The organism is Streptomyces scabiei 87.22 (assembly GCF_000091305.1).
Taxonomy (GTDB): Bacteria; Actinomycetota; Actinomycetes; order Streptomycetales; family Streptomycetaceae; genus Streptomyces; species Streptomyces scabiei.
Genome location: NC_013929.1, coordinates 8,610,198 through 8,636,377 on the forward strand (window position 1 = coordinate 8,610,198; position 26,180 = coordinate 8,636,377).

The 26,180-nt window shown below is 73.0% G+C and carries 21 protein-coding genes; 4 read left to right on the plus strand and 17 right to left on the minus strand.

What is annotated here, in order from left to right; translation table 11 throughout:
* Positions 1-34 precede the first annotated feature (34 nt).
* The gene (locus SCAB_RS37300) at positions 35-1,726 is read right to left on the minus strand and encodes a DUF885 domain-containing protein (protein ID WP_013005209.1); all 1,692 of its coding nucleotides are present in this window, start codon (positions 1,724-1,726) and stop codon (positions 35-37) included.
* A gap of 59 nt (positions 1,727-1,785) precedes the next feature.
* Positions 1,786-2,280 carry an Lrp/AsnC family transcriptional regulator gene (locus SCAB_RS37305; RefSeq protein ID WP_013005210.1) on the minus strand — a complete coding sequence of 165 codons (495 nt, stop codon included), beginning with the start codon at positions 2,278-2,280 and terminating at the stop codon, positions 1,786-1,788.
* 59 nt (positions 2,281-2,339) lie between these two features.
* Between SCAB_RS37305 and SCAB_RS37310 the strand changes: the two genes are divergently transcribed.
* Positions 2,340-3,584 (plus strand): trans-sulfuration enzyme family protein, encoded by a 1,245-nt coding sequence (locus tag SCAB_RS37310; RefSeq protein ID WP_013005211.1) that lies wholly within the window; start codon positions 2,340-2,342, stop codon positions 3,582-3,584.
* A gap of 128 nt (positions 3,585-3,712) precedes the next feature.
* Here SCAB_RS37310 and SCAB_RS37315 read toward each other — a convergent pair whose 3' ends face one another.
* From SCAB_RS37315 to SCAB_RS37335, 4 genes are all read right to left on the minus strand, one after another.
* The gene (locus SCAB_RS37315; RefSeq protein ID WP_046774248.1) at positions 3,713-5,008 is read right to left on the minus strand and encodes a GNAT family N-acetyltransferase; all 1,296 of its coding nucleotides are present in this window, start codon (positions 5,006-5,008) and stop codon (positions 3,713-3,715) included.
* A gap of 415 nt (positions 5,009-5,423) precedes the next feature.
* Complete coding sequence (locus tag SCAB_RS37320; RefSeq protein ID WP_037727494.1) at positions 5,424-7,019, minus strand: alkaline phosphatase D family protein; 1,596 nt, start codon at positions 7,017-7,019, stop codon at positions 5,424-5,426.
* A 173-nt stretch (positions 7,020-7,192) separates the two neighbouring features.
* On the minus strand, positions 7,193-8,602 hold the full coding sequence (gene pdxR / locus SCAB_RS37325; protein ID WP_013005214.1) for a MocR-like pyridoxine biosynthesis transcription factor PdxR: 1,410 nt from the start codon (positions 8,600-8,602) through the stop codon (positions 7,193-7,195).
* A gap of 1,073 nt (positions 8,603-9,675) precedes the next feature.
* Positions 9,676-10,509 (minus strand): alpha/beta fold hydrolase, encoded by an 834-nt coding sequence (locus SCAB_RS37335; protein WP_037727500.1) that lies wholly within the window; start codon positions 10,507-10,509, stop codon positions 9,676-9,678.
* 159 nt (positions 10,510-10,668) lie between these two features.
* On the opposite strand from SCAB_RS37335, the gene SCAB_RS37340 reads away from it, so the two are divergent.
* Positions 10,669-11,556 carry an RNA polymerase sigma-70 factor gene (locus tag SCAB_RS37340; protein WP_013005216.1) on the plus strand — a complete coding sequence of 296 codons (888 nt, stop codon included), beginning with the start codon at positions 10,669-10,671 and terminating at the stop codon, positions 11,554-11,556.
* A gap of 234 nt (positions 11,557-11,790) precedes the next feature.
* Entirely contained in the window at positions 11,791-12,552 is a 762-nt protein-coding gene (locus SCAB_RS37345; protein ID WP_037727502.1) for a GntR family transcriptional regulator, read from the plus strand.
* Positions 12,553-12,687: 135 nt separating this feature from the next.
* On the opposite strand, the gene SCAB_RS37350 is transcribed toward SCAB_RS37345, so the two are convergent.
* Complete coding sequence (locus SCAB_RS37350; RefSeq protein WP_041670088.1) at positions 12,688-13,845, minus strand: ROK family transcriptional regulator; 1,158 nt, start codon at positions 13,843-13,845, stop codon at positions 12,688-12,690.
* Between the two features lie 636 nt (positions 13,846-14,481).
* Between SCAB_RS37350 and SCAB_RS37355 the strand changes: the two genes are divergently transcribed.
* Positions 14,482-14,919, plus strand: coding sequence for a hypothetical protein (locus SCAB_RS37355; protein ID WP_013005219.1), 438 nt, complete (start codon positions 14,482-14,484; stop codon positions 14,917-14,919).
* Positions 14,920-14,953: 34 nt separating this feature from the next.
* Here SCAB_RS37355 and mug read toward each other — a convergent pair whose 3' ends face one another.
* From mug to SCAB_RS37405, 10 genes are all read right to left on the minus strand, one after another.
* Positions 14,954-15,451, minus strand: coding sequence for a G/U mismatch-specific DNA glycosylase (mug, locus tag SCAB_RS37360; RefSeq protein ID WP_013005220.1), 498 nt, complete (start codon positions 15,449-15,451; stop codon positions 14,954-14,956).
* A gap of 44 nt (positions 15,452-15,495) precedes the next feature.
* Complete coding sequence (gene purB / locus SCAB_RS37365) at positions 15,496-16,938, minus strand: adenylosuccinate lyase (RefSeq protein WP_013005221.1); 1,443 nt, start codon at positions 16,936-16,938, stop codon at positions 15,496-15,498.
* Positions 16,939-17,067: 129 nt separating this feature from the next.
* Positions 17,068-17,406, minus strand: a complete 339-nt coding sequence (locus tag SCAB_RS37370; RefSeq protein WP_013005222.1) for a DUF4326 domain-containing protein — start codon at positions 17,404-17,406, stop codon at positions 17,068-17,070.
* 61 nt (positions 17,407-17,467) lie between these two features.
* Complete coding sequence (locus SCAB_RS37375) at positions 17,468-18,658, minus strand: NAD(P)/FAD-dependent oxidoreductase (protein ID WP_013005223.1); 1,191 nt, start codon at positions 18,656-18,658, stop codon at positions 17,468-17,470.
* Entirely contained in the window at positions 18,655-20,676 is a 2,022-nt protein-coding gene (locus tag SCAB_RS37380) for a LodA/GoxA family CTQ-dependent oxidase (RefSeq protein ID WP_013005224.1), read from the minus strand. The genes SCAB_RS37375 and SCAB_RS37380 overlap by 4 nt, the downstream gene beginning before the upstream one ends.
* Before the next feature lie 253 nt (positions 20,677-20,929).
* A complete protein-coding gene (locus SCAB_RS37385; protein WP_013005225.1) occupies positions 20,930-21,769 on the minus strand; it encodes an SGNH/GDSL hydrolase family protein in 840 nt (279 codons plus the stop codon).
* Positions 21,770-21,834: 65 nt separating this feature from the next.
* Complete coding sequence (locus SCAB_RS37390) at positions 21,835-22,851, minus strand: hemolysin family protein (protein ID WP_013005226.1); 1,017 nt, start codon at positions 22,849-22,851, stop codon at positions 21,835-21,837.
* Positions 22,848-24,185: a hemolysin family protein gene (locus SCAB_RS37395; RefSeq protein ID WP_013005227.1), complete on the minus strand. Its 1,338-nt coding sequence runs from the start codon at positions 24,183-24,185 to the stop codon at positions 22,848-22,850. The genes SCAB_RS37390 and SCAB_RS37395 overlap by 4 nt, the downstream gene beginning before the upstream one ends.
* 215 nt (positions 24,186-24,400) lie before the next feature.
* On the minus strand, positions 24,401-24,826 hold the full coding sequence (locus SCAB_RS37400) for a GNAT family N-acetyltransferase (RefSeq protein ID WP_013005228.1): 426 nt from the start codon (positions 24,824-24,826) through the stop codon (positions 24,401-24,403).
* Between the two features lie 384 nt (positions 24,827-25,210).
* Positions 25,211-26,092, minus strand: coding sequence for an LLM class F420-dependent oxidoreductase (locus SCAB_RS37405; RefSeq protein WP_013005229.1), 882 nt, complete (start codon positions 26,090-26,092; stop codon positions 25,211-25,213).
* Positions 26,093-26,180 lie beyond the last annotated feature (88 nt).

Consider the following 26,180-nt stretch of genomic DNA (forward strand, 5'->3'; position numbering starts at 1 on the left):
CCGGTCGCGGACGACGGGGCCCGGCCGGCCCGGATCACAGCCGGGACAGCTCGTCCACCAGGTCGTCCAGGCCCAGCGACCCCTGGGACAGCGCGGCCATGTGCCAGGACTTGGCGTCGAACGCGTCGCCGTGGCGGCGCCTGGCGTTCTCCCGGCCGAGGAGCCAGGCGCGTTCGCCGAGCTTGTAGCCGATGGCCTGCCCCGGCATCGTCAGATAGCGGGTCAGCTCGCTCTCCACGAAGTCCGCGGGGCGGCTGCTGTGGGCGCCGAAGAACTCCTGGGCCAGCTCGACGGTCCAGCGCTCGCCCGGGTGGAAGGGGGAGTCCGCCGGGATCTCCAGCTCCAGATGCATGCCGATGTCGACGATGACCCGGGCGGCGCGCATCATCTGCGCGTCCAGGTAACCGAGCCGTTCCTCCGCGTCCTTGAGGAAGCCCAGCTCGTCCATCAGCCGCTCCGCGTACAGCGCCCAGCCCTCGGCGTTGGCGCTGACCCCGCCGATGGTGGCCTGGTAGCGGGACAGGTCGTCCTTGACGTACACCCACTGCGCCAGCTGGAGGTGATGGCCGGGGACGCCCTCGTGGTACCAGGTCGAGACCAGGTCGTACACCGGGAACCGCGTCGCGCCCATCGTCGGCAGCCAGGTGCGGCCCGGACGGGAGAAGTCCTCGGTCGGCGCCGAGTAGTAGGGGGCCGCCGCGCCGCCGGGCGGCGCGATGCACGACTCCACCCTGCGGACCGGCTCGGCGAGGTCGAAGTGCGTGCCGTCCAGGGCCTCGATCGCCTCGTCCATCAGGGACTGCAGCCAGGTGCGGACCTCGTCGACGCCCTCGATGTGCCGGCCGTGCTCGTCCAGGTGCGCGAGCGCCTCCCACGGCGTCCTGGCTTCGGGCAGGACCTTCGCGGCCTCCTGCCGCATCTCGCCGAGCAGCCGGTGGAACTCGGCCCAGCCGTACGCGTACGCCTCGTCGAGATCCAGGTCCGAACCCGTGAAGTAGCGCACCAGCCTGCCGTAGCGCTCCCGGCCGACCGTGTTCGGCGCGTCCTCGACGGCCGGGGCGTACACCTCGCGCATCCAGTCGCGCAGCTCCACCACGGCCCGGGTCGCGGCGCGCGCGGCCTCGTCCAGCTCCGCACGCAGCGCCTCGGGGCCCGCGGCGGCGAACTCCTCGAACCAGCCGCGGCCCGAACCGTCCGTGTCCGCCCACTCGGTGAGCTGGCCGATGAACGTCGCGGTCGGGCGCGGGCCCGCGTACAGCTTCCGCTCCAGGCCGAGCGCCAGGGACTCGCGGTAGCCGGCGTACGCCGTCGGCACCGCGCGCAGCCGCTCCGCGATCGCGGCCCAGTCCTCCTCGGTCTCGGCCGGAGTGATGGTGAAGACCTCCCGCACCTCGTGGGGCGGCGTGACCATGTTGCCGACCGCGCGCAGACCCTCGTCCGCCTCGTGCACGGCCAGCTCCGCCGACAGCCGCTCGCGCAGCAGACGCGCGCACCTGCGCTCCACGTCGCTGTCCGCGCCCGGCCGGCGCTCCGCCTCGTCCAGCCGCGCCAGCGTCGCCCGGATCAGCTCCGCACGGGCCTCCTGGCCGGCCGGCGAGGTGTCCGGCAGCCTGCTGGAACTCTCCTTCACGCCCAGGTACGTACCGGTCACGGGGTCGAGGGCGACGAGATCGTCGACGTACGCGTCGGCGACCGCACGGGGCAGCGGGCTCTTGATGTCAGACATGCGGACAATCTTGGTACGCCGACGGGGGCGGCGTCAGCCGCTTGGCCGGTGATCGAGCCTTACGTCGGCCGGATTCGTTCCCCGTCCGGCGGCAAAAGGGGGCCGCACTCCCACTGCTGGAAGATCAACCGGGTCTCCACCCGGGCGACCTCGGGCCGTGAGGTGAACCCGTCGAGCACCAGCCGCTGCAGATCCGCCATGTCCGCGACCGCCACATGCACCAGATAGTCGTCCGGGCCGGTGAGGTGGTACACGGTCCGTGACTCCGGCAGCGCCCTGATCCGCTCCACGAACGGCCCCACCAGCTCCCGCCGATGCGGCCTGACCTGCACCGACAACAGTGCCTCCAGACCGCGGCCCAGCTTGGCCGGATCCAGTCGCAGCTGATGACCGAGGATCACGCCGGCGCGGCGCAGCCGCGTCACCCGGTCCAGGCAGGTCGAGGGCGCGACCCCGACCTGTGCGGCGAGATCCCGGTACGTCGTCCGGGCGTCGTTCTGCAGGAGCCGCAGAAGATGGAGGTCCACCGGATCAAGTGCGACGGATTCGGCCATTTCCCGAACGTAGCACGGCGACTGTCCCCTCCCGCCCGTCTGATGTTCACCCTCCTGTCATGAACTCAGCGAGCACGCACGCGTACGACCACGCACGCACCACGCCGAGAGCACTGGCCACCGAGGCCGTGCACGCCGGCCGCGACGACCTCGCGCGCCTGGGCCTGCACGCCCCGCCCATCGACCTGTCGACGACCTACCCCTCGTACGACAGCCGGGGCGAGGCCGCCCGCATCGACGCCTTCGCCACGGACGGCGCCGAGCCGGAGGGGCCGCCCGTCTACGGACGGCTCGGCAACCCGACCGTCGCCCGCTTCGAGACCGCCCTCGCCCGACTCGAAGGCACCGAGAGCGCGGTCGCCTTCGCCAGCGGCATGGCCGCCCTGAGCGCCGTCCTCCTCGCCCGCGCCTCGACGGGCCTGCGCCACGTGGTCGCGGTACGCCCCCTGTACGGCTGCAGCGACCATCTCCTCACCGCCGGGCTGCTCGGCACCGAGGTCACCTGGGTCGACCCGGCCGGCGTCGCGGACGCGCTGCGGCCCGACACCGGGCTGGTGCTGGTCGAGTCACCGGCCAACCCCACCCTCGCCGAACTCGACCTGCGGGCCCTCGCCCACGCCTGCGGATCGGTTCCGCTGCTCGCGGACAACACCTTCGCCACGCCCGTCCTGCAGCGCCCCGTCGAGCAGGGTGCCCGGCTCGTGCTGCACAGCGCGACCAAGTACCTGGGCGGTCACGGTGACGTCATGGCCGGGGTCGTGGCCTGCGACGAGGAGTTCGCCGGGCGGCTGCGCCAGATCCGCTTCGCCACCGGCGGCGTCCTCCACCCGCTCGCCGGCTACCTCCTCCTGCGCGGCCTGTCCACCCTGCCCGTCCGGGTCCGCGCGGCCTCGGCGACCGCCGCGGAACTCGTCCGCCGCCTCGCCGCCGACCCGCGGGTGGCCCGGGTCCACTATCCCCGCATCGGCGGCGCAATGATCGCCTTCGAGGTCCACGGCGACCCCCACGAGGTCATCGCCGCCGTCCGGCTGATCACCCCGGCGGTGAGTCTCGGCAGCGTGGACACCCTCATCCAGCACCCGGCCTCGATCAGCCACCGCATCGTGGAGGAGACCGACCGCCGGGGCGCCGGTGTGAGCGACCGGCTGCTGCGCATGTCGGTGGGCCTGGAGGACGTGGACGACCTGTGGGCGGACCTGGACGCGGCCCTGGGGCAGCGGGCGGGGCTGCCGGCGGAGTGGGCCGGGTTGCCGGCGGAGCGGGGCATGGGCGAGGGGGCCGAACTGTCGGCCGGCCGGGCCTGAGTTCCCGAGGACCGGGCGGCCCGTGCCGGCTGCGGCCGACCCGGTTTCGACGAGAACGCGCTCGGGTCGCCGGGGGGCGACCCGAGCGCCCGGCCCACCACCGGGTCCATCCGCACCCGGCCTCCGCGTCAGCCGTTGCGGCGCCCCTTCGCGGCCTCCACCACCCGTACCTCGTCCAGCCGGGCGGTGATCACCAGCGTCCCCTCCTCGATCTGGTAGTCGATCGGCAGCCCGAGCCCCCGCATCGCCGCGACCATACCCGTGTTGGACGACTGCGTCACCACGTACACGTTCTCGCAGCCCGACTCGGCCGCCATGTCCACCAGCCTGCGCAGCAGTTCGCCGCCGATCCCGCGCCGCTGCCAGTCGTCCTCGACGAGCAGCGCGATCTCCGTCTCGTCCCCGTCCCACAGGAGGTGCCCGAGTCCGACGAGACGACCGGACGTCGTCCGTGCGGCGAGCGTCCGTCCGAAGCGCGGACTGAGCAGGTGCCGGAGATACCGGTCGGCGTCACCCACCGGCCCGTGGTACCGCATGCCCAGCGTGCGCGGGGAGCACCGCTCGTGCATCTCCTTCGCCGCCCGCAGATCCCCGGCGTCGGCCCGCCCGACCGTGATGTCGTTGCCCTCGGGCAGCGTCAGTACGTCCCGGTCGCCCGGGATCCGCGGCCCCAGCCGTGCGTCCAGCTCCACCAGGGCCCGCGCCCGGGCGAACTCCGTCGGCGTGAACGGCAGATACGGCCGCTCCACCGTGATCACCCCGCCCTCCGGCGCACGCAGCCGCATCACCGTCTCCTCCAGGACCCCTTCGACCGGGGCGCTCCCCTGCTCCCGGCCCGATCCGGGAGCGGTGGCGGGAGTGGAGCGGATCGTGCAGCGGCCCAGCAGCTCCCGCAGCGCGAGCGGGAGTTCCGCCGCGTCCAGCGCCGTACGCGTGGCCAGGCCGAGGATCCGGGTCGGCGCGTCCACCAGGTCGTGGGCGTCGCCGCGCTCGATCCAGGTGCCGGTGCCGCCCGCCGCCGACACGGCCCGGCCGATCTCGGTGGCCGACAGCTCCGCGGGCGCCCGGAGCAGGAAATCGTCCACCGTGCCCTCGGCCAGCGGATGTGTCTGCAGGCTCAGGATGTCGATCCGGTGCTCCGCCAGCGCCGTGCACAGCACGGCCAGCGATCCCGGCGCGTCCCGCACCGTCGTCCGCATCCGCCACATCAGGGTCGCACCCGTGCCCGTCGGTACGTCCGCCCCGGACGGCCCGGCCTGCTGCCCCTCGCTGAGCGGCGGCCGGGCGTCGGTATCGCTCGCGGGCGGCGCGTGCCCGTGGCGCCGTTCCCACCAGCCACGGAGCCCGGCCGTGAGGAACCGCGGTCGGTGGTGCGCCGGGCGGCCGCCGCGCGCCCGCGTCTCGTCAGACATGTCAGGAGTCATGTGGCCACTGTGAACGAATCGTGTTGCGTGATCACGAACGCTTTGTGACTGACCGGTAAAAGCATCGTTCCGCGCCTTTTGTTGCTTTTTGTATGACCGCGGCTGTCGGAAGTTGCGCCGATGACGACCGCATCGGCCACCGCACCTGCCATTCGGCAACCGGTCGGCGGGCTTCCGGCCTGGGGCCCACGGTCGGGCGGCCGGGGCTTCCTGCTCTTGTTCCTGGCCCCGCAGCGCTCCGCGCGGACGATCTCCCGCCCGTACGGGGAGTCGCGGAACCGACGGTCGGCCGAACCCTGTTCTGTCCCGGCCCACCAGCGGCGCGCCGCGTCGGTGACGCAACGTGCCGCTCCACCTGCGTCCGACGGCCGGTGCCCCACATGGCCCGCAGGCGCGGTGACTCACCGCATCCCGGTCACTGCCCCACGAGCCCCGGCTGGAGCACCTTCGTGTACAGCACCGTCCCGTCCTGTTCCCGCAGCCGGACCGTCAGCTCACCGCTGTGGCCGTCGATGTCGACCTCGCCGAAGAACTGGTAGCCGCCCGCCGGCGAGACGTTCGCCGTCGTCGGCGCCTTCATGAACACCCGTTCGGGGCCGAAGGTGTTGTCGAGCGCGTTCGACGGGAAGGCGCCGGCGTTGAGCGGGCCCGAGACGAACTCCCAGAACGGCTCGAAGTCGGTGAACGCGGCCCGCGACGGCTGGTAGTGCTGCGCCGAGGTGTAGTGCACGTCCGCCGTCAGCCACACCGTGCCGGTGACCTTGCGGTGCTTGATGAACCGCAGCAGCTCGGCGATCTGGAGCTCCCGCCCCAGCGGAGCGCCCGGGTCGCCCTGGGCCACGGCCTCGATGTTCGGCTTGCCGTCCCCGGTGTCGGGCACGACCAGACCGAGCGGCATGTCGGAGGCGATCACCTTCCACACCGCCCGCGACCTCGACAGCTCCCGCTTGAGCCACTCCAGCTGCTCGGCGCCGAGGATGCCGACCGCGTCGGTGGTCTGCGTGTCGGGCGAGTTGGCGTTGCGGTAGGTCCGCATGTCCAGCACGAACACGTCCAGCAGAGGGCCGTGGCGCAGCACGCGGTGCACGCGGCCCTCCCGGGCGCCCGGCCGCAGCGTGGAGATGGGGAAGTACTCGCTGAAGGCCCGCCGCGCCCGTGCCGCCAGCACGTCCACGCTCTTCTCGGTGTACCGGGCGTCGGTGAGGATCTCGCCCGGGTACCAGTTGTTGGTGACCTCGTGGTCGTCCCACTGCACGATCGACGGGACCCGTGCGTTGAACCTCTTCAGGTTCTCGTCCAGCAGGTTGTAGCGGAAGTTGCCCCGGAACTCCGCGAGCGTCTCCGCGACCTTGGACTTCTCCTCGGTGGTGACGTTCCGCCAGGTGCTCCCGTCCGGCAGCGCGACCGTCGCCGCGACCGGACCGTCGGCGTAGATGTTGTCGCCGCTGCACAGGAAGAAGTCCGGGTCGAGGGCGCCCATCGCGTCGAAGATGCGGTAGCCGCCGCGGTCGGGGTTGATGCCCCAGCCCTGCCCCGCCAGGTCGCCCGACCACACGAACCGCGCCCCGGAACTCCGCTTCGGCGACGTCGTACGGAAGGTGCCGGTGACCGGCTCACCGGTGCGGCGCGGGTCGTCCGGGTCGGCCAGCAGCACCCGGTAGTGGATCTGCTCACCCGAGGGCAGGCCGCGCAGGCGCGTCGTACCGGTGAAGTCCGTACCGGCGTCCAGCAGCGGGCCGTGCCATCTGCGCGGGTTGCGGAACGACTCGGTGGCCGCCGTCTCGACGATCATCCGGGCCGGACGGTCCGACCGCACCCACACCAGACCGGAGTGCGCGGTCACGTCTCCGGCCTGCACACCCCAGCCGGCCCGCGGCCGCCCCGAGAGGGCCAGCGCCGGCACCGAACCGAGCGCGACGGATCCGGGCAGCGCCAGCGCGGCCGACGCGGCGAGCGAGCCGCGCAGCACGTTGCGGCGACCGGGCAGGGGACTCGGTGGACGGTGTGACATGAAAGCGCCTCCAGTGACGGATCCGGCCAAGGTGCACAGCCACAACTACGGGCACGCCGCAGCGCACACGCAAACGACAAGTGAACAACTGGCCGGGCCCCGCGGAAAGCGGCGACACTCGCCGAACGGCGGGAGGGAGGGTGGGAGCGGCGAGGGCGGAACAACCGCACCGATCACCCGACCGCCGTCGCCAGCAGTTCCACCCCCTCCCGAATCCGCTCCGGAGACAGATGCGCGTACCCCACGACCAACAGCACTCCCGCCTCCGGCGCCTGCCCGTACGATCCCAGCCCCCGCACCCTGACCCCACCCGCCTCGGCCTTCGCCAGCAAGCGGGCGAGCGGCCCGTACCGGTCCGGCAGCGAGACGATGACGTGCAGCCCCGCCGCGATCCCGGACACTGCCGCCCCGGGAAAGTACGAGGCGAGCGCGGACACCAGAGCGTCCCGCCGTTCTCGATAGGTCCGCTGGCACCGCCGCAACTGCCGGTCGTAGTCACCCCGCTCCACGCAGCGCGCGAACACCTCCTGGTCGAGGGCGGGATGGCCCAGGTCCATGGTCCGTTTGCGTTCGACGACCTCCTCCGCCAGCCACCCCGGCACGAGGAGCCAGCCGAGCCGCAGTCCTGGCGCCAGGGACTTGCTGACGGACCCGGCGTACGCGACTCGCTCGGGGTCGAGTCCCTGCAGGGCGCCCACCGGGGCGCGGTCGTAGCGGAAGTCCCCGTCGTAGTCGTCCTCGACGATCAGCCCGTCCCCCGCCCGTGCCCAGTCGAGCAGTTCGGCCCGCCGCCGCGCGGAGTAGGCGATCCCGGTGGGGAACTGATGTGCGGGCGTCGTCACCACCGCCCGCGCCCCCGACGCCCGCAGCGGCCCGACGGCCAGCCCTTCCGCGTCCAGCGGCAGCGGCAGGGTGCCCAGCCCGGCGGCGGCGTACAGCCTCCCGTGCTCGGGGCTGCCCGGGTCCTCGACGCCCACGTCGCGTACCCCGCGCGCGTGGAGCACCGATCCGATCAGGGTCGTGGCCTGTGCCACCCCGGAGACGACGACGATCCGCTCCGGGTCGGCGACCACGCCCCGGCGCCGGACGAGCAGCTCGGCGAGCGCCGTACGCAGCCGGGGCAGCCCGCGCGGATCCGGGTAGCCCAGCGACTGGTGCGGCAGTTCCGCGAGCACCGCGCGCTGGGCCGCCGCCCACGCGGCACGCGGGAACAGCGACAGGTCCGGCGTTCCGGGTACGAAGTCGACGCGGGCACCGGAGAAGCCCGGAGCGAGGTCGCGCGCGCGGGGCGGGGCGGCCCGCACGGCGCTGCCCACCCAGGTCCCGGAACCCCGGGAGCTGCGCAGGTAGCCCTCCGCGACCAGCTGCTCGTACGCCTCCGTCACCAGTCCGCGCGACACTCCGAGGTCGGCCGCCAGTGCCCGGCTCGCCGGCAGCCGAGTGCCCCGCGACAGCCGTCCCGACCGGATCGCCTCCCGCAGCGCGGCCTGCAGGGTTCGCCCACGCGCGCGTGCGGGAGCGTCGGCGACCGGTAGCAGCAACTCCCAGGCGGCGGAACGGGAATTGGTCCCCGATGACGTCATGGAAGTGGACCTTAATCCGAACCGCCCGCGTCCCTAGCGTCGAACCCATGAGAGCCACGCCCGAAAACGCCGCACCCAAGGACGCCGTACCGGAGAACGCCGTACCCAAGAACGCCGTACCGGAGAACGCCGGGTCGCGGAAGGTCGCGCCTCGGAAGGCCGCGCCGACGAGGGCCGCACAGCGGCACCCCGGAGCGACGCATGCCTCCGCTGTGCGGGGATCGCTTCTCGCCACTCTCGCCTGCGTCCTCGTCGGCGGCTCGTTCACCGCCAACAGCGTTCTGGGCGACTACCCCTACGCGGGTGGCCAGTTCCTCCGCTACGGCCTGGCGTGCCTCCTCCTGCTCCCGTTCCTCGGCGGGGGCGGCGTGGCACCCCTGCGCCGGCTCACCGTACGTCTGTGGGTGCGGCTCGGGCTGCTCGCGGCGGTCGGCATGGTCGGCTTCAACATCGCCGTGCTCGCCGCCGAGCGCACGGCGGAACCGGCGGTGCCGGGCGTCTTCGTGGGCTGCGCCCCGGTCGCCGTGGCCGTCCTGGTCCCCCTGACGGAGGGCCGGCGTCCGCGACGGCTGGTTCTGTACGGTTCGTCGCTGGTCGCGGCCGGCGCCTTCACCGTCCAGGGATGGGGCCGTACGGACGGCGCCGGCATCGCCTTCTCGGTGTGCGCGCTGGCCGGCGAGGTCGGCTTCGCGGTGCTGGCCGTGCCGGTGCTGCGACCGCTCGGTCCGAGGCTGCTGTCGGCCACCGTGTGCGCGATCGCCGCGATCGAGTCGGCGGTCGTCGGCCTGGTCGTCGACGGCGGCGCATGGCTGCGCCGCCCCGACGGCACGGAGACCGCCGCGCTGCTGTGGCAGGCGGTGGTCGTCACCGTCGTCGGATTCGTGTGCTGGTACATGGCCGTGCAGCGCATCGGCACCGAGCGCGCCACCCTCTTCTCCGGGCTCATCCCGGTGGCAGCCGCCTGTACGGCACCCCTCGTCGGCACGGGGGCCTACGGCTTCGCGCAGGCCGTGGGGAGCGTGCTGGTCGGTGCCGGAGTCGTCCTGGGGTCGAGGGCGCCCGCGCCCCACGGGTCAGCGGCTGCCGTCCAGGATCACGCGGGCGACCAGGGCCGGGTCGTCGTTCATGGGGCAGTGGCCGCAGCCGGGGAGGCGGACCAGGCGGGCGCCGGGGATGATCCGCTTGGCGCGGACGCCCTGACGGGGGACGAGCAGCCAGTCCCGCGTGCCCCAGGCCACGGTGATCGGGATGCCGGGGACGTCGTCGGTGAACAGGACGCTGCCACCGGCCCGCAGGGTGTCGTCGAACCCCGTCGCACCCGCCAGCGCGAGGGTCTCGGCGACCACCGCCTCGGGTGAACGGCGGCCCGGACGGGCGTAGATGGTGCTCGTCAGCGCGGTGCGGCCGGCCGTCGAACGGGACAGTCGTTCGACCAGTGACAGGGGCATCCGCCGCGCGATGTGCCGCATGGTGAGCAGGATGCCGAACGCGTACCGCCGCTCCGTCTCGTTCCAGAACCCGGCCGGGGAGAGGGAGGTGACGGACCGTACGAGCTTCTCGCGGCCCAGTTCCAGGGCCAGCAGACCGCCCAGGGAGTTGCCCGCCACATGGGGGCGGTCGAGTTCCAGGGCCTCGCAGAAGGCGCCGAACACGGCCGACGTCGTGGGCAGGTCGTAGGTGAGCCCGTCCGGCAGCCCGGGGGACTCGCCGAAGCCGGGGAGGTCCACGGTGATGACCTCGCGTTCGGCGGCCAGGATGTGCGTCACCGGGTCCCATGCCTGCCGGTGGTGGCCGATTCCGTGCAGCAGGAGCAGCGGCTCGCCGGTGCCCTCGCGCGTGTAGGAGACCGTCACGGACCGCGGGCCGAGCGGGGAGGGGACCTGGAAGGAGACCGTGGCGGCGGACATGGTGCAGCTCCTCGTCTGGGAGTGGGTGCGCGGACGTACGGCGTTCATAGACAGCTTGTCAGCAACTGCTACCGGCGGGTAGTCCCTGTGGGTAACAAGCCCGTGAGCGGGCCCGGAATCGCCTGGACAGGCCCGCGTCACCCGGGATGGGATGGAGCGGTGACCACCGATATCGCGACCGACGTCTTCGAAGAGCACCGCTCCGTCCTCATGGGAGTCGCCTACCGCATGCTCGGCCGGGTGGCCGACGCGGAGGACGTGGTCCAGGAGGCGTGGCTGCGCTGGTCCGGCGCCGACCGGTCCGAGGTGCGCGAGCCGCGCGGCTACCTGGTCCGCGTCACGACACGGCTCTCCATCGACCGGCTGCGCCAGGTGCAGTCCCGCAACGAGGCGTACCCCGGCCCCTGGCTGCCCGAGCCCTATGTCACCGACTACGCGGTGACCGTGGAGGACACCGCCGAGCGGGCCGTCCTCGCCGACACCGTCTCGCTCGCCGTCCTCGTCGTCCTGGAGTCCCTCTCGCCCCTGGAGCGCGCGGTGTTCGTGCTCAGGGAGGCGTTCGGCTACCCGTACGCCGAGATCGCGGCCATGATCGACCGCGCCGAGCCCGCCGTGCGCCAGCTCGCCGGGCGGGCCCGCAGGCACGTCGACGAGCGGCGCCCGCGCTACGAGGTGGATCCGGCCGAACGCCGGGAGCTGACCGAGCGGTTCCTCGCCGCGGCGACCGGCGGCGACCTGGAGCGACTGATGGCGCTGCTGGCTCCCGACGTGCGCCTGGTGGGCGACGGCGGCGGCCTCGGCAAGGCCCCGGTACGGGTCCTCGAAACCGCCGACAAGGTGGGACGCTTCCTGCACGGCGTGGCCGGAAAAGGCATCGCGGACGCGTCGTTCCGCTTCATGGAGGTCAACGGCGGTGTCGCGGTGGTCCTCAGGTCCGGTGGCCAGGTCGACAGCGTGTTCCAGCTCGATGTCGCCGACGGGCGCATCCAGTGCGTCTACATCGTGCGGAACCCGGAGAAGCTGGGTGCGCTGACGGTGGAGCAGTAGTTCTCCGGGCCGCCTTCCGCTTCGTCCCCGCCGCCTTCCGGCAAGGCCCGCCGCCCTGCCGTGAAGCCTCGATGAACGCTGCCGGGCGTCCGGCCGGGCGGACGCCCCTGAGGCCGAGGATTGGTCTTGACCAAGGGTGGGGGCGGGCCTATGGTCGCAAGAAAGTGCAACAACCTTTAATAAACAAGGGCGCTAAAAACGCAGCCGGGCCACGGCGAAGCAGCGGAGGACAGGGTGGGGACCCAGCAGCTCGAAACGGTGCCGGAACCGAAGTACTGGCATCTCAGAACCGTGCTCAGTGAGGCATTGGACTCCGAGTTCTCGGTGGGAGAGATCCTGCCCAACGAACGTGATCTCGCCGCCCGCTTCGGGGTGGCCCGCGCCACGCTCCGCCAGGCGCTGGAGCAGCTCGAACTGGAGGGCCGGCTGCAGCGCCGTCGCGGCGTCGGCACCACCGTGGCGCCACCGCGCGTACGGGTCGCGGTCGGCACCCGTCAGCACGCGTGGCCGGGCACGGCCGGCGACGCCTGGCAGGCCGTGGACTGCACGTCCGCGACACCGCCCGCCGCCGTCGCCGACGTCCTGGAGAGCGTGCACGGCGAGCAGGTGCACGTCGTACGCCGCTCCCGTGTGTCGCACGGACAGCCCGTCGCCGCCGAGCTGCTCTACATCCCCGCGGACTCGGTGCCCGCACTGTCCGCCATCGACGCGCCCTCGGGCGCCGCACACGCGCGTGCCGTGCTGCGCGAGCTTCAGCGCCTGGAGCTGGAGGGGCAGGACCGCTCGGTGGAGCTGGGCTCCGCCCGCGCGGACGACGCCAAGGAACTGGACCGGCTGCCCGGCGCACCCGTCCTCGTCGTCACCACCCGCTTCCACGCCGGCGGACGCACGGCGGCGGTCTCCCTGGCCACCTACCGTGCCGACACCTGCCGGCTCACCTTCGGCGACTCGGGCGGCGTCGAGATCCACCACGGCCCGGAGCGCCACGCGTCCTGACGACGCCGGCCGCCTCCACCGAGCCGCCCCCGCAGCGCCCCGGACTCCGGCGTCACCGGACTCCGGGGCGCGGCGCCGTCGTACCCGTTTTCACGCACCTGTGCCCGCGAATCCCGCTTCGCCGCCGGCACCGGCTCAGCGCCGCGCGGTCACCGTGCCCTCCACCGCGAACAGCTGTTCCTCTACATGATCCAGAGCGAGACGCAGCGCGCCCATGGCGACGGCCGTCTCGCCCAGGCGGGAGAGGGCGACACGGGGCGGGCGCAGGCAGTAGCGGGCCAGCTCGTCGCGCAGGGGGTCGAGGACGTCGTCGATGCCGGTCGCCCAGCCGCCGACGACCACGAGTTCGGGGTCGAGGGCGAGGACGAGGGCCGTGACGTCGTGCACGAGCCGTTGTATGAAGCGGTCGACGGCTTCGCGGGCCCGCTCGTCGCCCTCGCGCGCGTGCTTGAAGACCTCGGCGACCTGCTGCTCGTCGAGCGGGTGCAGGGGCTCGCCCGTGGTCGACAGCAGCGCCTCCGGGGTGGCCTCACGGCCCAGCAGGTGCAGCGCCCCGATCTCGCCGGCCGCGCCGCCGTAACCGCGGTGCAGCCGACCTCCGATCAGCGAACCGGCTCCCGGGCTGAGCCCCGCCAGCACGAACACCACGTCGTCGGACTCGGCGGCCGCGCCCTTCCAGTGCTCGGCGACCGCCGCCGCGTTCGCGTCGTTCTCGACCAGGACGGAGCACTTGAAGGAACGGCTCAGCCGCTCGCCCAGGTTCAGGCCCGTCCACTCCGGCAGGGCGGCGCACAGGCGTACGGCGCCGTCCGCCTCGATGACACCCGGGCTGCCGACACCGACCGCCCGCAGCGACGCGCGCGAGACCCCGGACCTGCGCAGCAGCTCGGCCACGGTCGAGCGCAACCGCTCCAGCCGGTCGTCCGCCGACGCGGCCTCGGAGACCTCCTTCGACAGGGAGCCCAGCACCCGCCCGTCGAGGTCCGCGAGCAGCGCGGTCACCTGGTGCGAGCCCACGTCCAGGCCCAGCAGATGGCCCGCCTCGGCCCGGAACCGGTAGTGCCGTGCCGGGCGCCCCTGCCGCCGGGCGGCGCCCTCGTCGGCCGCCTGTTCGACGACGAGGCCGGCCTCGACCAGCCCCTCGACCACGCCCTCGACCGTGGGCCGGGACAGACCGGTGACCCTGGTGATCTCGGTGAGGGTCGCGTGGTCGGTGGCGCGCAGCGCGTGCAGCACCACGGCCGAGTTGATCCTCCGGAGCAGAGAGGGATCCCCGCCGGTCAGTCGCCCCAACGTCCGTCCTCCCCGCTCGCGCCCGTGTGTGCCGGATGGTACTCGCCACAGCCGGGCCGGGCGAGTGCCCGCCGCCCCCGACCTGCGGAATCCCGGCCGGGCGCCTGACGGCCGGCCCGCCGGGCGGGCTGAGGGAAACCGCGCCCGAGCGGCCGTGCGACGACGGGCCCGCGGCAGGCACGGTGCGGGCACCGGCCGGACGCGGTGCGGGCATCGGCCGGACGCGGTGCGGGCATCGGCCGGACGCGGTGCGGGCATCGGCCGGAGACGGAGACGGAGACGGAGACGGAGACGGAGGCGGGCACGGGCCGCGCGAGGTGCGGCACCGGCTGGAGACCGAGGCGGGCACCGGCCGGACGCGGTGCGGGCACCGGCCGGATACGGAGGCTCGCATCGGTCGGACGCGGAGGTGGGTACCGGCCGAGGCGGCGGTGGGTACCGGTCGGACGCGGAGGTGGGTACCGGTCGGACGCGGAGGTGGCCACCGGTCGGACGTGGAGGTGGGCATCGGCCGGAGACGGAGCGGGCACCGGCCGGCACGAGCCCGCTCTCCCGGTGGCGGCGACCGGCCGTCCCCGCCGCAACCGCCGCCTGACTCCGTGCCAATTGTCAGTGGTGCCCGCTTTACTGGACCGCATGAGCATCAGCCAGCACCTCGCCGTCGTCGACCGGCTGCGCTCCGAGCCCTTCCCGGCGGAGCGCGGCCGGTCGGACACCGGCGAGGCCGGACCGGGTTATCACGTCGCCGAGTTAGCGACGAGTGCCGACTTCGGGGACGACGACGGCTCGCGGCGGGAGGAGACGGAGGAGCAGTACGAGGCGGACCGGGACGCCCTGTCGGAACGGCTCACCGCACGCTGGGGTGCCCCGGACGTGTTCAGTCTGTGGAGCGTCCTCGAACGCTCCATGGAGGGCGAGGAGATACCCGAGCCCTGGGCGGCCCTCAGCGCCCATGTCCCGGATGTGCACCTCTGGCGGGCCGACGGCCGCTGGGTCGCCCTCGGCGTCTCCCAGTGGGACAAGGAGCTGCCCTTCCAACTCGTCGCGCTGATAACGGAGACAGACCCGCCGTGACCGCCGGCGCCGGCCCCGCCCCCGGGTTCGGCGGTCAGCTCTCCGCCGCCGCCCGCAGCCGCCCGAACTCCTCCGCCATCGTCGCCGCCGTCCAGTGCGCGTTCAGCCCGCTGGGATTGGGCAGCACCCACACACGTGAGGCCCCGATCGTCCGCTCCTGCGGCCCGACGCCGGCCTTGCGCTCGCCGAAGGCGGCCCGGTAGGCGGTCACCCCGACCACCGCGAGCCAGCGCGGCCGGAGCCGTTCCACCTTGGCGGTCAGCAGGCGCCCGCCCTCGACGTACTCCTGCGCCGTCAGCTCGTCGGCGCGTGCCGTCGCCCGCGCGACGACGTTCGTGATGCCGAGCCCGTACGACGGCAGTTCCCCCTGCTCGGACGGCTTGAGCAGACGGGGGGTGAACCCGGACAGATGCAGCACGGGCCAGAAGCGGTTGCCGGGGCGGGCGAAGTGGTGGCCGGACGCCGCCGTCATCAGCCCCGGGTTGATGCCGCAGAAAAGGACGCGGAGGCCGTCCGCGACGACATCCGGCACCAGCCGGTCGCGGGCGGCCTCCAGTTCGGCCTGGGTGTAGCGGGTCAGAGGATCGCCCCGGGCGTGTAGCCGGCGGCCTCCGGACGCTGCTTCACGATCTCCTCGATCCGCCCGACGACGACGGCGACCTGATCGGCGGCAGCACCCGTGAAGGAGAGCTTGTCGGCCATCAGCGCGTCCAACTGGGCACGGTCCAGCGGGATGCGGTCGTCGGCGGCGAGCTTGTCGAGGAGTTCGTTGCGCTCGGCGCCCTGCTCACGCATGGCGAGCGCGGAGGCGACGGCGTTCTCCTTGATGGCCTCGTGCGCGACCTCGCGGCCGACACCGGCGCGCACGGCGCCCATCAGCACCTTGGTGGTGGCGAGGAACGGCAGGTAGCGGTCCAGCTCGCGGGCGACGACGGCCGGGAAGGCACCGAACTCGTCGAGGACGGTGAGGAACGTCTCCAGCAGGCCGTCCAGCGCGAAGAACGCGTCCGGCAGCGCGACCCGGCGGACCACCGAGCAGGACACGTCGCCCTCGTTCCACTGGTCGCCCGCCAGCTCACCGGTCATCGACGCGTAGCCGCGCAGGATGACCATGAGACCGTTGACGCGCTCGCAGGAGCGGGTGTTCATCTTGTGCGGCATCGCGGAGGAGCCGACCTGGCCCGGCTTGAAGCCCTCGGTCACCAGCTCGTGCCCGGCCATCAGCCGGATCGTCTTGGCGATCGACGAGGGCGCCGCGGCGACCTGCACGAGAGCCGTCACGACGTCGTAGTCGAGCGAGCGGGGGTAGACCTGCCCCACCGAGGTGAACGCCTGGGCGAAGCCGAGGTGCCCGGCGATCCGGTCCTCCAGCTCCGCCAGCTTGGCGGCGTCCCCGCCCAGCAGGTCCAGCATGTCCTGGGCCGTGCCGACCGGGCCCTTGATGCCGCGCAGCGGGTAGCGGCCGAGCAGTTCCTCGACGCGCCCGTACGCCACCAGCAGCTCGTCGGCGGCGGTCGCGAACCGCTTGCCGAGGGTGGTGGCCTGCGCGGCCACGTTGTGCGAGCGGCCAGCCATGACCAGCTCGCCGTACTCACCGGCCAGCTTGGCGAGGCGGGCCAGCACGGCCACCGTACGGTCGCGCACCAGCTCCAGGGAGAGCCGGATCTGCAGCTGCTCGACGTTCTCGGTGAGGTCGCGGGAGGTCATGCCCTTGTGCACGTGCTCGTGCCCGGCGAGGTCGTTGAACTCCTCGATCCGCGCCTTCACGTCGTGCCGGGTGACCTTCTCGCGCTCGGCGATGGAGGCCAGGTCGACGGTGTCGAGGACCCGCTCGTAGTCGGCGAGGGCCTCGTCCGGCACCTCGATGCCGAGGTCCTTCTGCGCCCGCAGCACGGCCAGCCAGAGCCGCCGCTCCAGCCTCACCTTCTGCTCGGGCGACCAGAGCGTGGCGAGCTCGGCGGAGGCGTAGCGTCCGGCGAGGACGTTGGGGATGCGGGGCTTGGCTGGCGCGGAAGTCACGTGTACGGATTCTACTGGCGATTCGTGCAGGTCGGCGCCGAGGGTCTCTTCGGAGGAACCTACGAAGCCCGGCCGGGGCGGTCGGGAGGCGTGGCGGGGAGCCTCCCGCGCCCGCAGGCCTCCGCGCCCTCAGCGCCCGTCCGCCAGCTCCGCCAGGACGTCCCCGTGGCACGGCTCCGGTGCGCACCAGCAGGCCAGGGTCTTGCCACGCAGCTCCGGGACGAGGGCCATCAGCTCGGGGTCGGACGTCAGGTACTCCCGGTACTTCGCCATCACCTCGGCCCGTGTCCCGTCGCGCTTCTTCTTCTCGGTGTCGTACTGGAACGGGTTGAACAGCGGATGCCGTGGCAGGTCCCAGTGGCCCATGGTCCAGCGGCGGCCGATGTACACCACGTCGCCGGGGGCGAATTCCAGCCGGGGCCCGAAGTCGCGGATGCGGCCCTTGAGGTTGATCACGGTCGTGGTCACACACGCCTCCCGGTACGGCGGCTCCCTACGCTAGCGGGCCCTCCTGCGGCAGCAACTCGGATCATGAGGCGCTGGGCTCCTCCTGAGGTCGGGAGGACGGGTCGGGGAGCCCGGCCAGGCGCCGCGCCCAGAAGGCGCGGTCGGTCCAGCGGGCCTCCTGGGCGTGGATGGCACGGTGGCCGCGCAGATAGGCGTGCCGTGCGGCCGCGACCTTGTCGGCGTACGCGGCGAGGGCCGAGTCCGAGCCGGAGCGGGCGTGACCCAGGCGGGTGTCGACGGCCAGGCCCGCGCCCAGCCCGGTGTAGAGCGCGGTCAGCACGCCCTGGGAGGAGAGCGGGTCGAACGCGACCGCCGCGTCCCCGGCGGCGGTCCAGCCGTCTCCGTACACCGTGTCCAGGTGCGCCGTGTGCGCCGCGGCCCGGCGGGGCGCGGCAGGCGACGGGGGCCCGTTCCGCCGGGCCCATCGGGACATGTGGCGGGTGGCCGACATCCGTCGGTGGAAGTGGCGTGCGGTGTGGGACGCGGCGGGCAGGTCGGCGTCGGTGAAGTAGGCGACCAGGCGCCCGCCGGAGGGCTGCGGGGCGGTGTACCACCAGCCGTTCTCGTCGGACTCGACGAGGGAACGGCGGTCGGTGTCCAGCGGATCCGCCTCCAGGGGCACGTACAGAGCGGTGAGCCGGTCCGCGACCCGCCGCCGGGCCCCGCACCGGACGGCGATCGCGGCGGCGCGGCCGGTGGCGTCGATCACCCAGCGGCAGCGCACCGTACGCTCGCCACCGGACCGGGTACCGGCGGGGCCGGTGCCGCCGCGCAGGGCCAGGGTCCAGCCGCCGTCCGGCGTCCGCGCGGTGTCGCGGACGGCCGAGCCCTCGGCGACCTCGGCCCCCGCCGCGCGCGAGGCGTCGCGCAGCCGCCGGTCGAACAGCCGCCGGTCGAGGTGCCAGCCGTGGCCGTGCGGGTCGTTGATGAAGTCCACGGCGTGCAGGCCGGCCGTCCCCCACGCCGACAGGCTGCCGTAGCAGGGCAGATGCCCGGAGCCGAGAACCCCGTCGGCGACGCCGAGGTCGCCGAGCAGGACCCGTCCGGCGGGCACGAGCGTCTCGCCGACCTTGGGCGCCCCGGTGCCGGCGTCCGCCAGCAGGACCGTACGGCCGGCACGGGCGAGCACGAGCGCGGCGGCACAGCCGGCCGGGCCGCCGCCCGCCACCACGACGTCGTAGGTGTCCGTGCCGGGAGCGGGTGCGGCGCTCACCGCGCGTCGCGGAAGGGGTCGAGTATCTCCAGATATCCGGCGGTGATCTCCTCCGGGCGGTAACCGGTCGCCCTGGCGGCCTCGCCGATCGCCCGTGCCGCGGCCTCGGCCTCGGCGGTCTCCGGGGAGAGCCTTCCTTCGGGCCGCACGCCCGCCGCCGCGGACATCACGTGCGGACCCGCCTCGGGCACGTGCAGGTTGACGAGGTTCGCCGTGTCGGGTGCCTGGGCGAGCGGTTGTCCCGGGCGCGACTCCACCAGGATCCGGTCCGGGAACTTCCCGTCGCCGACGGTGTAGTCGCGCACCTCGACGATGCCGAGTTTGTACCAGTCCTTGATCATCTGGGTGCGCTGCTGGTTCATGGTGCCGCTGAGGCCGCGCAGCCAGGTCGCCCGTCGCTCGAACGCCTCCTCCCGCGCGCTGTCGTCGCTCCCGGTCGACGGCGTGTTGACCTTCTCGAAGTCCTCCAGTTTGAGGACATGGTTGGGTACCTGGGCGGGCCAGAAGGTCGGCAGGTAGGGGCTGTACCGGGGCCCCAGATTGGCCAGCACCTCGTAGCCGGAGCGGCAGCTGGCGGTGTCCGCCTGCCAGGGGGCGGCCATCCAGCGGGTGAGGTCTCCGGGTCCCTGTGCGTGCAGGGGACCGTTGGCGGCGACCGCCTCCTGCGCGGTGAGGGTGGGCCCGTAGTCGGGCTCCGCGGTGCCGGCGGCGCGGTGCCGGATGCGGAAGGGGTCACCGAACATGCTCGCGTGCCTGATCGGCCAGGTGACCTCGCACCCCGGGTGGAACGCGTCGGCGGCGCAGTTCTCCAGGGCCGCCCGGTCCAGCAGCCCCGGCTGCTCACCGACAGGGGCGTCGTCGACCGTGGGGCGCGGCTGCCGCAGGGATCCGGCCCGGAACGCCCCGTCAGCCCAGCGCTGCAGCATCCAGTCCTGGGTCGGGGAGAGCACCAGGTGCTGGCGTACGGACTTGGGCTTGCTGGCCATGGCGTCGCCGTAGATCCACGGCCACGGCTGCGGGGACTTCCCGTCCCGGTCGTAGTCGCGCAGGGCGGCGTACGTCTGGCGGCGCAGTTCCCGGGTCCGGTCGGAGGGATCGGCGAGCCTCTTGCGCATGGCGGGCGAGAGGAAGAAGTGGGGGCCGTTCCAGCCGAACTGTGCCGCGAAACCGTGGTTGACCCACTGCAGATCGCAGAAGCGGCGCAGGATCGGCTCGATGTGGTCGGTGTACGAGATCTGCTGGGGGCGGGTCAGTGAACCGGCCTGGACGAAGACGTCGAAGAGCAGGTCGTGGAGGGTGCGGACGGACTTCACGCCGGGGGCGTAGTGCGGAGGCCCCACCACGACCCAGGCCGGAGCGGCGGTCAGATCCTTGCCGTCGATGCGGACCTTCGCCGTCACCGGGCCGTCGGACACGTCGTCGTACCAGGTGTTGTTGTTGGCGACCCCGGTGATCGGCTGGTTCTTGTACGAGGCGGAGTTGCCCCGGCCGCCGAGCACCACCAGGCGGCCGTCGGAACGCGTGGAGATCTCGCCGAGGTACACCGCCTTTCCCATGATCTTGCCGGTGTCGAACTTCTGCGTCTCGGTCTTCGAGCCGAGGACGGTGCGGCTTCCGGGGTCGTTGACCAGCTTCTTCCGCTCGGCGCCCACGACGTCGGCATTGCGCAGGGCGTACTGCTCCGCCGCGAGCGTCTTGCCCTCGGGGATGTCCAGCGCGAGATGGAACTGGTACCAGGCGGCCTTCTTGTTGGCCAGGTGCACCGTCCACTGGATCTCGGAGACACCCTCGACGCCCGGCTTCAGCTCCCTCACCACCTCGCCCGCGGCGTTGTAGCCGTACACACGGAACCGTGCGGCCTGCCTGCGGAGCGCACCGGAAGCGTCCTTGTAGGAGCCGGGATCCGCCGGTTCCTGGTCCGGTGATTCCGGGCCGATGAAGGGTGCTTCGGCGCTGTTGCCGACCCGGGCGACCCCGATGGCGGGGTGAATCTTCACCTTCACGATCTGACTGTCCATCGAAGAACCTTCCGTCGGGAACCGCCGGGATGCGGTCTCGAACGTTAGACGTTCGATTTCGCCCGGGGGTCACACCGCCGCGGGAGCCGATCGACGTCGACGGTCCCCCGCCGTCCGCCGACTGCCGTCGCACGCCCGCGAGTTCGCCCCGGCCGTCGGAGTGTGCGGCCGCACCCGAGGAGATCGCCGACGGAGCTCACCGGACGCGGTCTCGCGAGGCTGCGGTCTCGCGAGGGTGCGGGAAGGCTCCGGGTCAGGGGCCCACCCGGCGCCAGTCCGTCACCGGGCCGGGGGCCGTGTGGTCCGCGGGGGTGACCCAGAACGCCTGGCCCAGCTCGGCGCTGAAGTGTGCGCCCGACCGGCCGTCCCCCGAGGAGCGGCCGGTGAGGCGGCGCGCGATCCACGGCAGCAGGTACTGCCGGGTGAACCGGGCGTGGGCCACCTGGCGGGCGGCCCAGCCGGGCGGCGGCGTCAGCGGCATCGGCGTCCGCCACTCCGGGTCCTCGGCCTCGTAGCCGAGCGTCTGCCAGACCGCCTCGGCGACCCGGCGGTGTCCTTCGGGCGTCAGGTGCAGCCGGTCCACGTCCCAGATGCGCGGGTCGCTGAGCGACGAGGCGCCGTACAGGTCCACGACGAGGGCGCCGTGGCGGGCGGCCAGCTCGTCGACGTAGGTGAACAGTTCCTCCATGCGCGGCCGGAACCGCTGCTGGACGGGGCCCTCGCGGCCCGGGCTGCGCATCAGGACGAGCTGCTTGCAGGAGGGGGCCAGACGCTCCACGGCCTCCTCCAGCAGGCCCCGCACCCGGCCCATGTCGCACTTGGGCCGGAGCGTGTCGTTGAGGCCGCCGACCAGGGTGATCACGTCCGCCTCCATGGCGGCCGCGACCTCCACCTGCTCGGCGACGATCTGGCCGATCAGCTTTCCGCGCACCGCGAGGTTGGCGTACCGGAAGCCGGGTGTCCGCGCGGCCATACGGCCGGCGAGGAGGTCGGCCCAGCCCCGGTACGAACCGTCGGGGAGGAGGTCGGACATCCCCTCGGTGAAGGAGTCGCCGACCGAGACAAGGCTGGAATACGTGGGATTCGTCTGCATGGCGCCAACGATGGTAACGCGTTCACATACCCTACGGTCGGTAGGCTTCCCCTCGCCGACGAACGTCACACGGCCGGCTGCCCGAACAGCTCCCGCAGTACGTCCTCCATGGTCACGATGCCCGCGAGCCGCCCGTCCTCGCCCAGGACGGCCGCCAGATGCGTCCGGCTGCGGCGCATCGCGCTGAGCACGTCGTCCAGCGGGGTCGTCTCGCGGACCCGGGCGATGGACCGCATGTCCCGCACGGAGAACGGCACGTCGCGCGGGGTCGCGTCGAGCGCGTCCTTCACATGGAGATAGCCCACGATCCGGCGCCCCTCGTCCACCACCGGGAAACGGGAGAACCCGGACTCGGCCGACAGCCGCTCCAGCTCCTCGGGGGTGACCCCCATGCCCGCGTAGACGACCCGCTCCAGCGGGAGCACGACGTCACGCACCGGCCGCCGCCCCAGTTCCAGCGCGTCGCGCAGCCGCTCCTGCGCGCGGTCGTCGATCAGTCCCGCCTCGCTGGAGTCCCGGACCAGACGGGCGAGCTCGGTGTCCGAGAAGGTCGCCGCGACCTCGTCCTTCGTCTCGATCCGCATGAGCTTGAGCAGGGTGTTCGCGAAGGCGTTGACCGTGAAGATCACCGGGCGCAGCGCCCGCGAGAGGGTCACCAGCGGCGGGCCGAGCAGCAGCGCGCTGCGTACCGGCTCGGCCAGGGCGATGTTCTTCGGGACCATCTCGCCGAGCAGCATGTGCAGATACGTGGCGAGCGTCAGGGCGATCACGAAGGACACCACGTGGCCCGCGCCCTCCGGTACGCCCACCGCGTGGAACAGCGGCTCCAACAGGTGCGCGATCGCGGGCTCCGCGACCACACCGAGGACCAGGGTGCACAGCGTGATGCCGAGTTGCGCGGCCGCCATCAGCGCGGACACGTGCTGCAGACCCCACAGCACGCTGCGGGCCCGCCGGTCGCCCTGTTCGGCGTACGGCTCGATCTGGCTGCGGCGCACCGAGATCAGGGCGAACTCGGCGCCCACGAAGAAGGCGTTGACGACCAGCGTCGCGAAACCGATCAGCAGCTGGACGGCGGTCATCGCGTCTCCTCCTCGTGCTCCTCGACGGACGGGACCGGCGCGTGCAGCAGCACCCGCGCGGCCCGGCGTCCGGCGGCGTCCACCACGTCGAGCCGCCAGCCGGCCACCGCCACGGTGTCGCCGACGGCCGGGATACGGCCCAGCTCGGTGGCGACGAGTCCGGCGAGCGTCTCGTACGGTCCGTCCGGGGCGCGCAGGCCCACCCGGGCCAGCTGGTCGGTGCGGGCCGCGCCGTCGGCCGAGTACAGCTCGCGGCCGTGCTCGTCGGTGCCCACGGGGGCCAGGTCGGGCGTCTCGTGCGGGTCGTGCTCGTCCCGCACCTCGCCGACGACCTCCTCGACGATGTCCTCCAGGGTCACGACGCCGGCCGTGCCGCCGTACTCGTCGATGACGACGGCCATCGTGCGCTTGCCCGAGAGCCGGTCCAGCACGCGGTCGACGGTGAGCGACTCGGGGACGAGCAGCGGCTCGCGCAGCAGCTCCGCGACGGAGGTGCGCAGCCGGCGCGCGGCGGGCACGGCGAGGACGTCCTTGATGTGCACGGTGCCGACCACCGAGTCGAGGCTGCCGCGGTAGACGGGGAAGCGGGACAGGCCGGTGGCCCGGGTCGCGTTCGCCACGTCCTCGCAGGTCGCCTGGGCGTCCAGGGCGATGACCTGGACGCGCGGGGTCATCACGTTCTCCGCGGTGAGATCGGCGAGGTTCAGCGTCCGGACGAACAGCTCGGCGGTGTCCGGCTCCAGGGCGCCCTCCTTGGCCGAGTGCCGGGCGAGGGCGGCCAGCTCCTGGGGGCCCCGCGCGGAGGCCAGCTCCTCGGCGGGCTCGATGCCCAGCAGGCGCACGAGACGGTTGGCGGTGTTGTTGAGGTGGGTGATGAACGGGCGGAACGCGGCACTGAACCAGCGCTGCGGGTTCGCCACCTTCTTCGCCACCGGCAGCGGCGCGGAGATCGCCCAGTTCTTGGGCACCAGCTCGCCGACGACCATCAGCACGACGGTCGACAGGGCCGTGCCGATCACCAGCGCCACCGAGCTGGACGCGGAGGCGGGCACGCCGACCGCCTCCAGCGGGCCCGCGATCAGTTTCGCGATGGACGGCTCGGCGAGCATGCCGACGACCAGGTTGGTGACGGTGATGCCGAGCTGGGCGCCGGAGAGCTGGAAGGTCAGATTCCGTACGGCCTTGAGGGCGCCGGCGGCACCCCGCTCGCCTCGCTCCACGGCCCGTTCCAGGCGGGCCCGGTCGACCGTGGTCAGCGAGAACTCGGCGGCGACGAAGGCGCCGCAGATCAGCGAGAGCAGCACCGCCACCAGAAGGAGGAGCACTTCGGTCATCGGGTCACCTCCGTCCCAGGATCGGGCAGGGACGTGAGGAACGCGCGATGTCGTGCACCGGCTCGGGTACCCGCGGTACCGGGCCGCGTACTGGGAGGCTCGCCCATGGGCGGACGCTCACAACCTTTCCGTAGAGGTTGACTGGTCCACCCATGGTAAAGGACCGGCAAAGTGCCTCCCTCGCCTCGACGCATGCCCTGCAGTACGCCCGGGTCTCAGCCTCCGAGCGGCTTCACCCACCGCCGCCACTTCTCCTCGGGCGCGTACCCGGCGGCCCGCCACGCATGCTGGGCCGTCTCGTTGCGCACGAGCACCATCGCGTCGCCGCGCCGCCCGCCGAGTCCGAGGAACCGCTCCTCGGCCGCCGTGAGCAGGGCCGAACCGATGCCCCGGCGCCGCCGCTCGGGGTGCACGGCGAGCCGGTACAGGTGGCACCGCCAGCCGTCGAAACCGGCGATGACGGTGCCCACCAGCTCGCCGTCCAGCTCGGCCAGGATCAGCGTCTCGGGGTCACGCGCCACCAGCCGCTCGACGCCCTCCCGGTCGTCGCTGATGCTCGTGCCCTCGGCCGCCGCCTTCCAGAAGGCGAGGACGGCGTCGAGGTCGTCGGGCGTCGCGGCCCGTATGCGCAGGTCGGTCATGGGGCGATCCCACCACGGGGGCGGGAGCGCGGTTCGGAATTCCATCATCCGGACGCGGCCGCGCGGCGGTGTCCCGGGACGAGGTGCGGACGGGCTCCGTGTCCCGCCCGCCTTCCGGGCCGGTTCGGCACTCCGGACCGCTCGCGTTCCGGTACCCGCAAGCGCCTCGGATCCCTGCGCGCGATGCGTCGCCGCGGCGAGGGCCCGGAGCCGATGCGGCCGACGCGGGACAGGACGGCGACGTTCGCGGCCGCCCCGAGACTCCGTGCCCGGGCTCCGGGCACCCGAGCGGGGGAGTGGCTCCGGTCGCCTCCGTGTTCCCACCGGTTCCGCGCCGCTCGGCGTTCACCGGAGCGCGCTCCTCGCCCTCGGCCCGGCGCACCCTCACCGTCCGTGCAGCGCCTCGACGACCTTCGCGAAGGTTTCCATGTTCGGTTCCAGGACGGTCAGGTACGAGAAGCCGTACCGCTCCCGCTGTGCCAGTACCTGGTCGACGATCTCCTGCAGGGTGCCCACGAGGACCAGCGGGAGCTGGAGCGCCTGCTCCTCGGTCAGGTTCGGGAGGTGGCCGAGCCAGGGCCGTACGGCGGCGGCGCGGTCCTCGGTGAACTCGACGATCTGGATCAGCAGGTTCAGCTCGGCCGGTTCCTTCCGGCCGGCGGCGAACTCCTGGTACCTGCCGACCCGTTCGTCGAGTTCCCCGGCGGTCAGCGGTTCCAGCTTGCCGTTCGCCACCGTCCGGGCGCCCGTGAACGCCGCGATGTCCGCGTGCTCGGCGGTGATCCGCAGCACGCGGTCGCCGTTCGCCCCGATGAGCAGCGGCACCCGGGGGCGCTGCACCGGCCGTGGCTCGTGTTCCCCGGAGCCGAGCAGTTCGTCCAACTCCCGGACCGTGCGCAGCAGATGGTCGACCCGTTCGCCCGCCGAGCCCCACGGCAGGCCCGCCTTCTCGTGCTCGGCCGGTACGTACCCGGTGCCGAGGCCCAGCTCCAGACGTCCTCCGGTGAGCGCGTCCGTGGTCGCGACCTCACGCGCCAGCAGCGCCGGGTTCCAGAACCCCGCGTTCAGCACGAATGTGCCGAGCCGGGGCCGTTCGGTCGCCTCCGCCGCCGCGACCAGGGACGGGAACGGGGCCGGCATGCCCAGATGGTCCGGGACCAGGATCACGTCGTAGCCGAGCTGTTCGGCGCGGCGGCACTTCGCGCGCCACTCCCCGGCCGACGTGGGGCTGAGTAAGTTGACTCCGAAGCGGAACGGGCGCGGCATGAACTCTCCTCACCTCAGCGGGACTCGAGCGGGCACGCCGGTGAGTACACCACCCGTGCGCGCGTGCCGCCAGCACATGCGCACCGCG

Bases quoted from the DNA above. Each gene is read 5' to 3' on its own strand.
- SCAB_RS37300 (WP_013005209.1), bottom strand. From the start codon at position 1,726: ATGTCTGACATCAAGAGCCCGCTGCCCCGTGCGGTCGCCGACGCGTAC.
- SCAB_RS37305 (WP_013005210.1), bottom strand. From the start codon at position 2,280: ATGGCCGAATCCGTCGCACTTGATCCGGTGGACCTCCATCTTCTGCGG.
- SCAB_RS37310 (WP_013005211.1), top strand. From the start codon at position 2,340: ATGAACTCAGCGAGCACGCACGCGTACGACCACGCACGCACCACGCCG.
- SCAB_RS37315 (WP_046774248.1), bottom strand. From the start codon at position 5,008: ATGACTCCTGACATGTCTGACGAGACGCGGGCGCGCGGCGGCCGCCCG.
- SCAB_RS37320 (WP_037727494.1), bottom strand. From the start codon at position 7,019: ATGTCACACCGTCCACCGAGTCCCCTGCCCGGTCGCCGCAACGTGCTG.
- pdxR (WP_013005214.1), bottom strand. From the start codon at position 8,602: ATGACGTCATCGGGGACCAATTCCCGTTCCGCCGCCTGGGAGTTGCTG.
- SCAB_RS37335 (WP_037727500.1), bottom strand. From the start codon at position 10,509: ATGTCCGCCGCCACGGTCTCCTTCCAGGTCCCCTCCCCGCTCGGCCCG.
- SCAB_RS37355 (WP_013005219.1), top strand. From the start codon at position 14,482: ATGAGCATCAGCCAGCACCTCGCCGTCGTCGACCGGCTGCGCTCCGAG.
- SCAB_RS37380 (WP_013005224.1), bottom strand. From the start codon at position 20,676: ATGGACAGTCAGATCGTGAAGGTGAAGATTCACCCCGCCATCGGGGTC.
- SCAB_RS37385 (WP_013005225.1), bottom strand. From the start codon at position 21,769: ATGCAGACGAATCCCACGTATTCCAGCCTTGTCTCGGTCGGCGACTCC.
- SCAB_RS37390 (WP_013005226.1), bottom strand. From the start codon at position 22,851: ATGACCGCCGTCCAGCTGCTGATCGGTTTCGCGACGCTGGTCGTCAAC.
- SCAB_RS37395 (WP_013005227.1), bottom strand. From the start codon at position 24,185: ATGACCGAAGTGCTCCTCCTTCTGGTGGCGGTGCTGCTCTCGCTGATC.
- SCAB_RS37400 (WP_013005228.1), bottom strand. From the start codon at position 24,826: ATGACCGACCTGCGCATACGGGCCGCGACGCCCGACGACCTCGACGCC.
- SCAB_RS37405 (WP_013005229.1), bottom strand. From the start codon at position 26,092: ATGCCGCGCCCGTTCCGCTTCGGAGTCAACTTACTCAGCCCCACGTCG.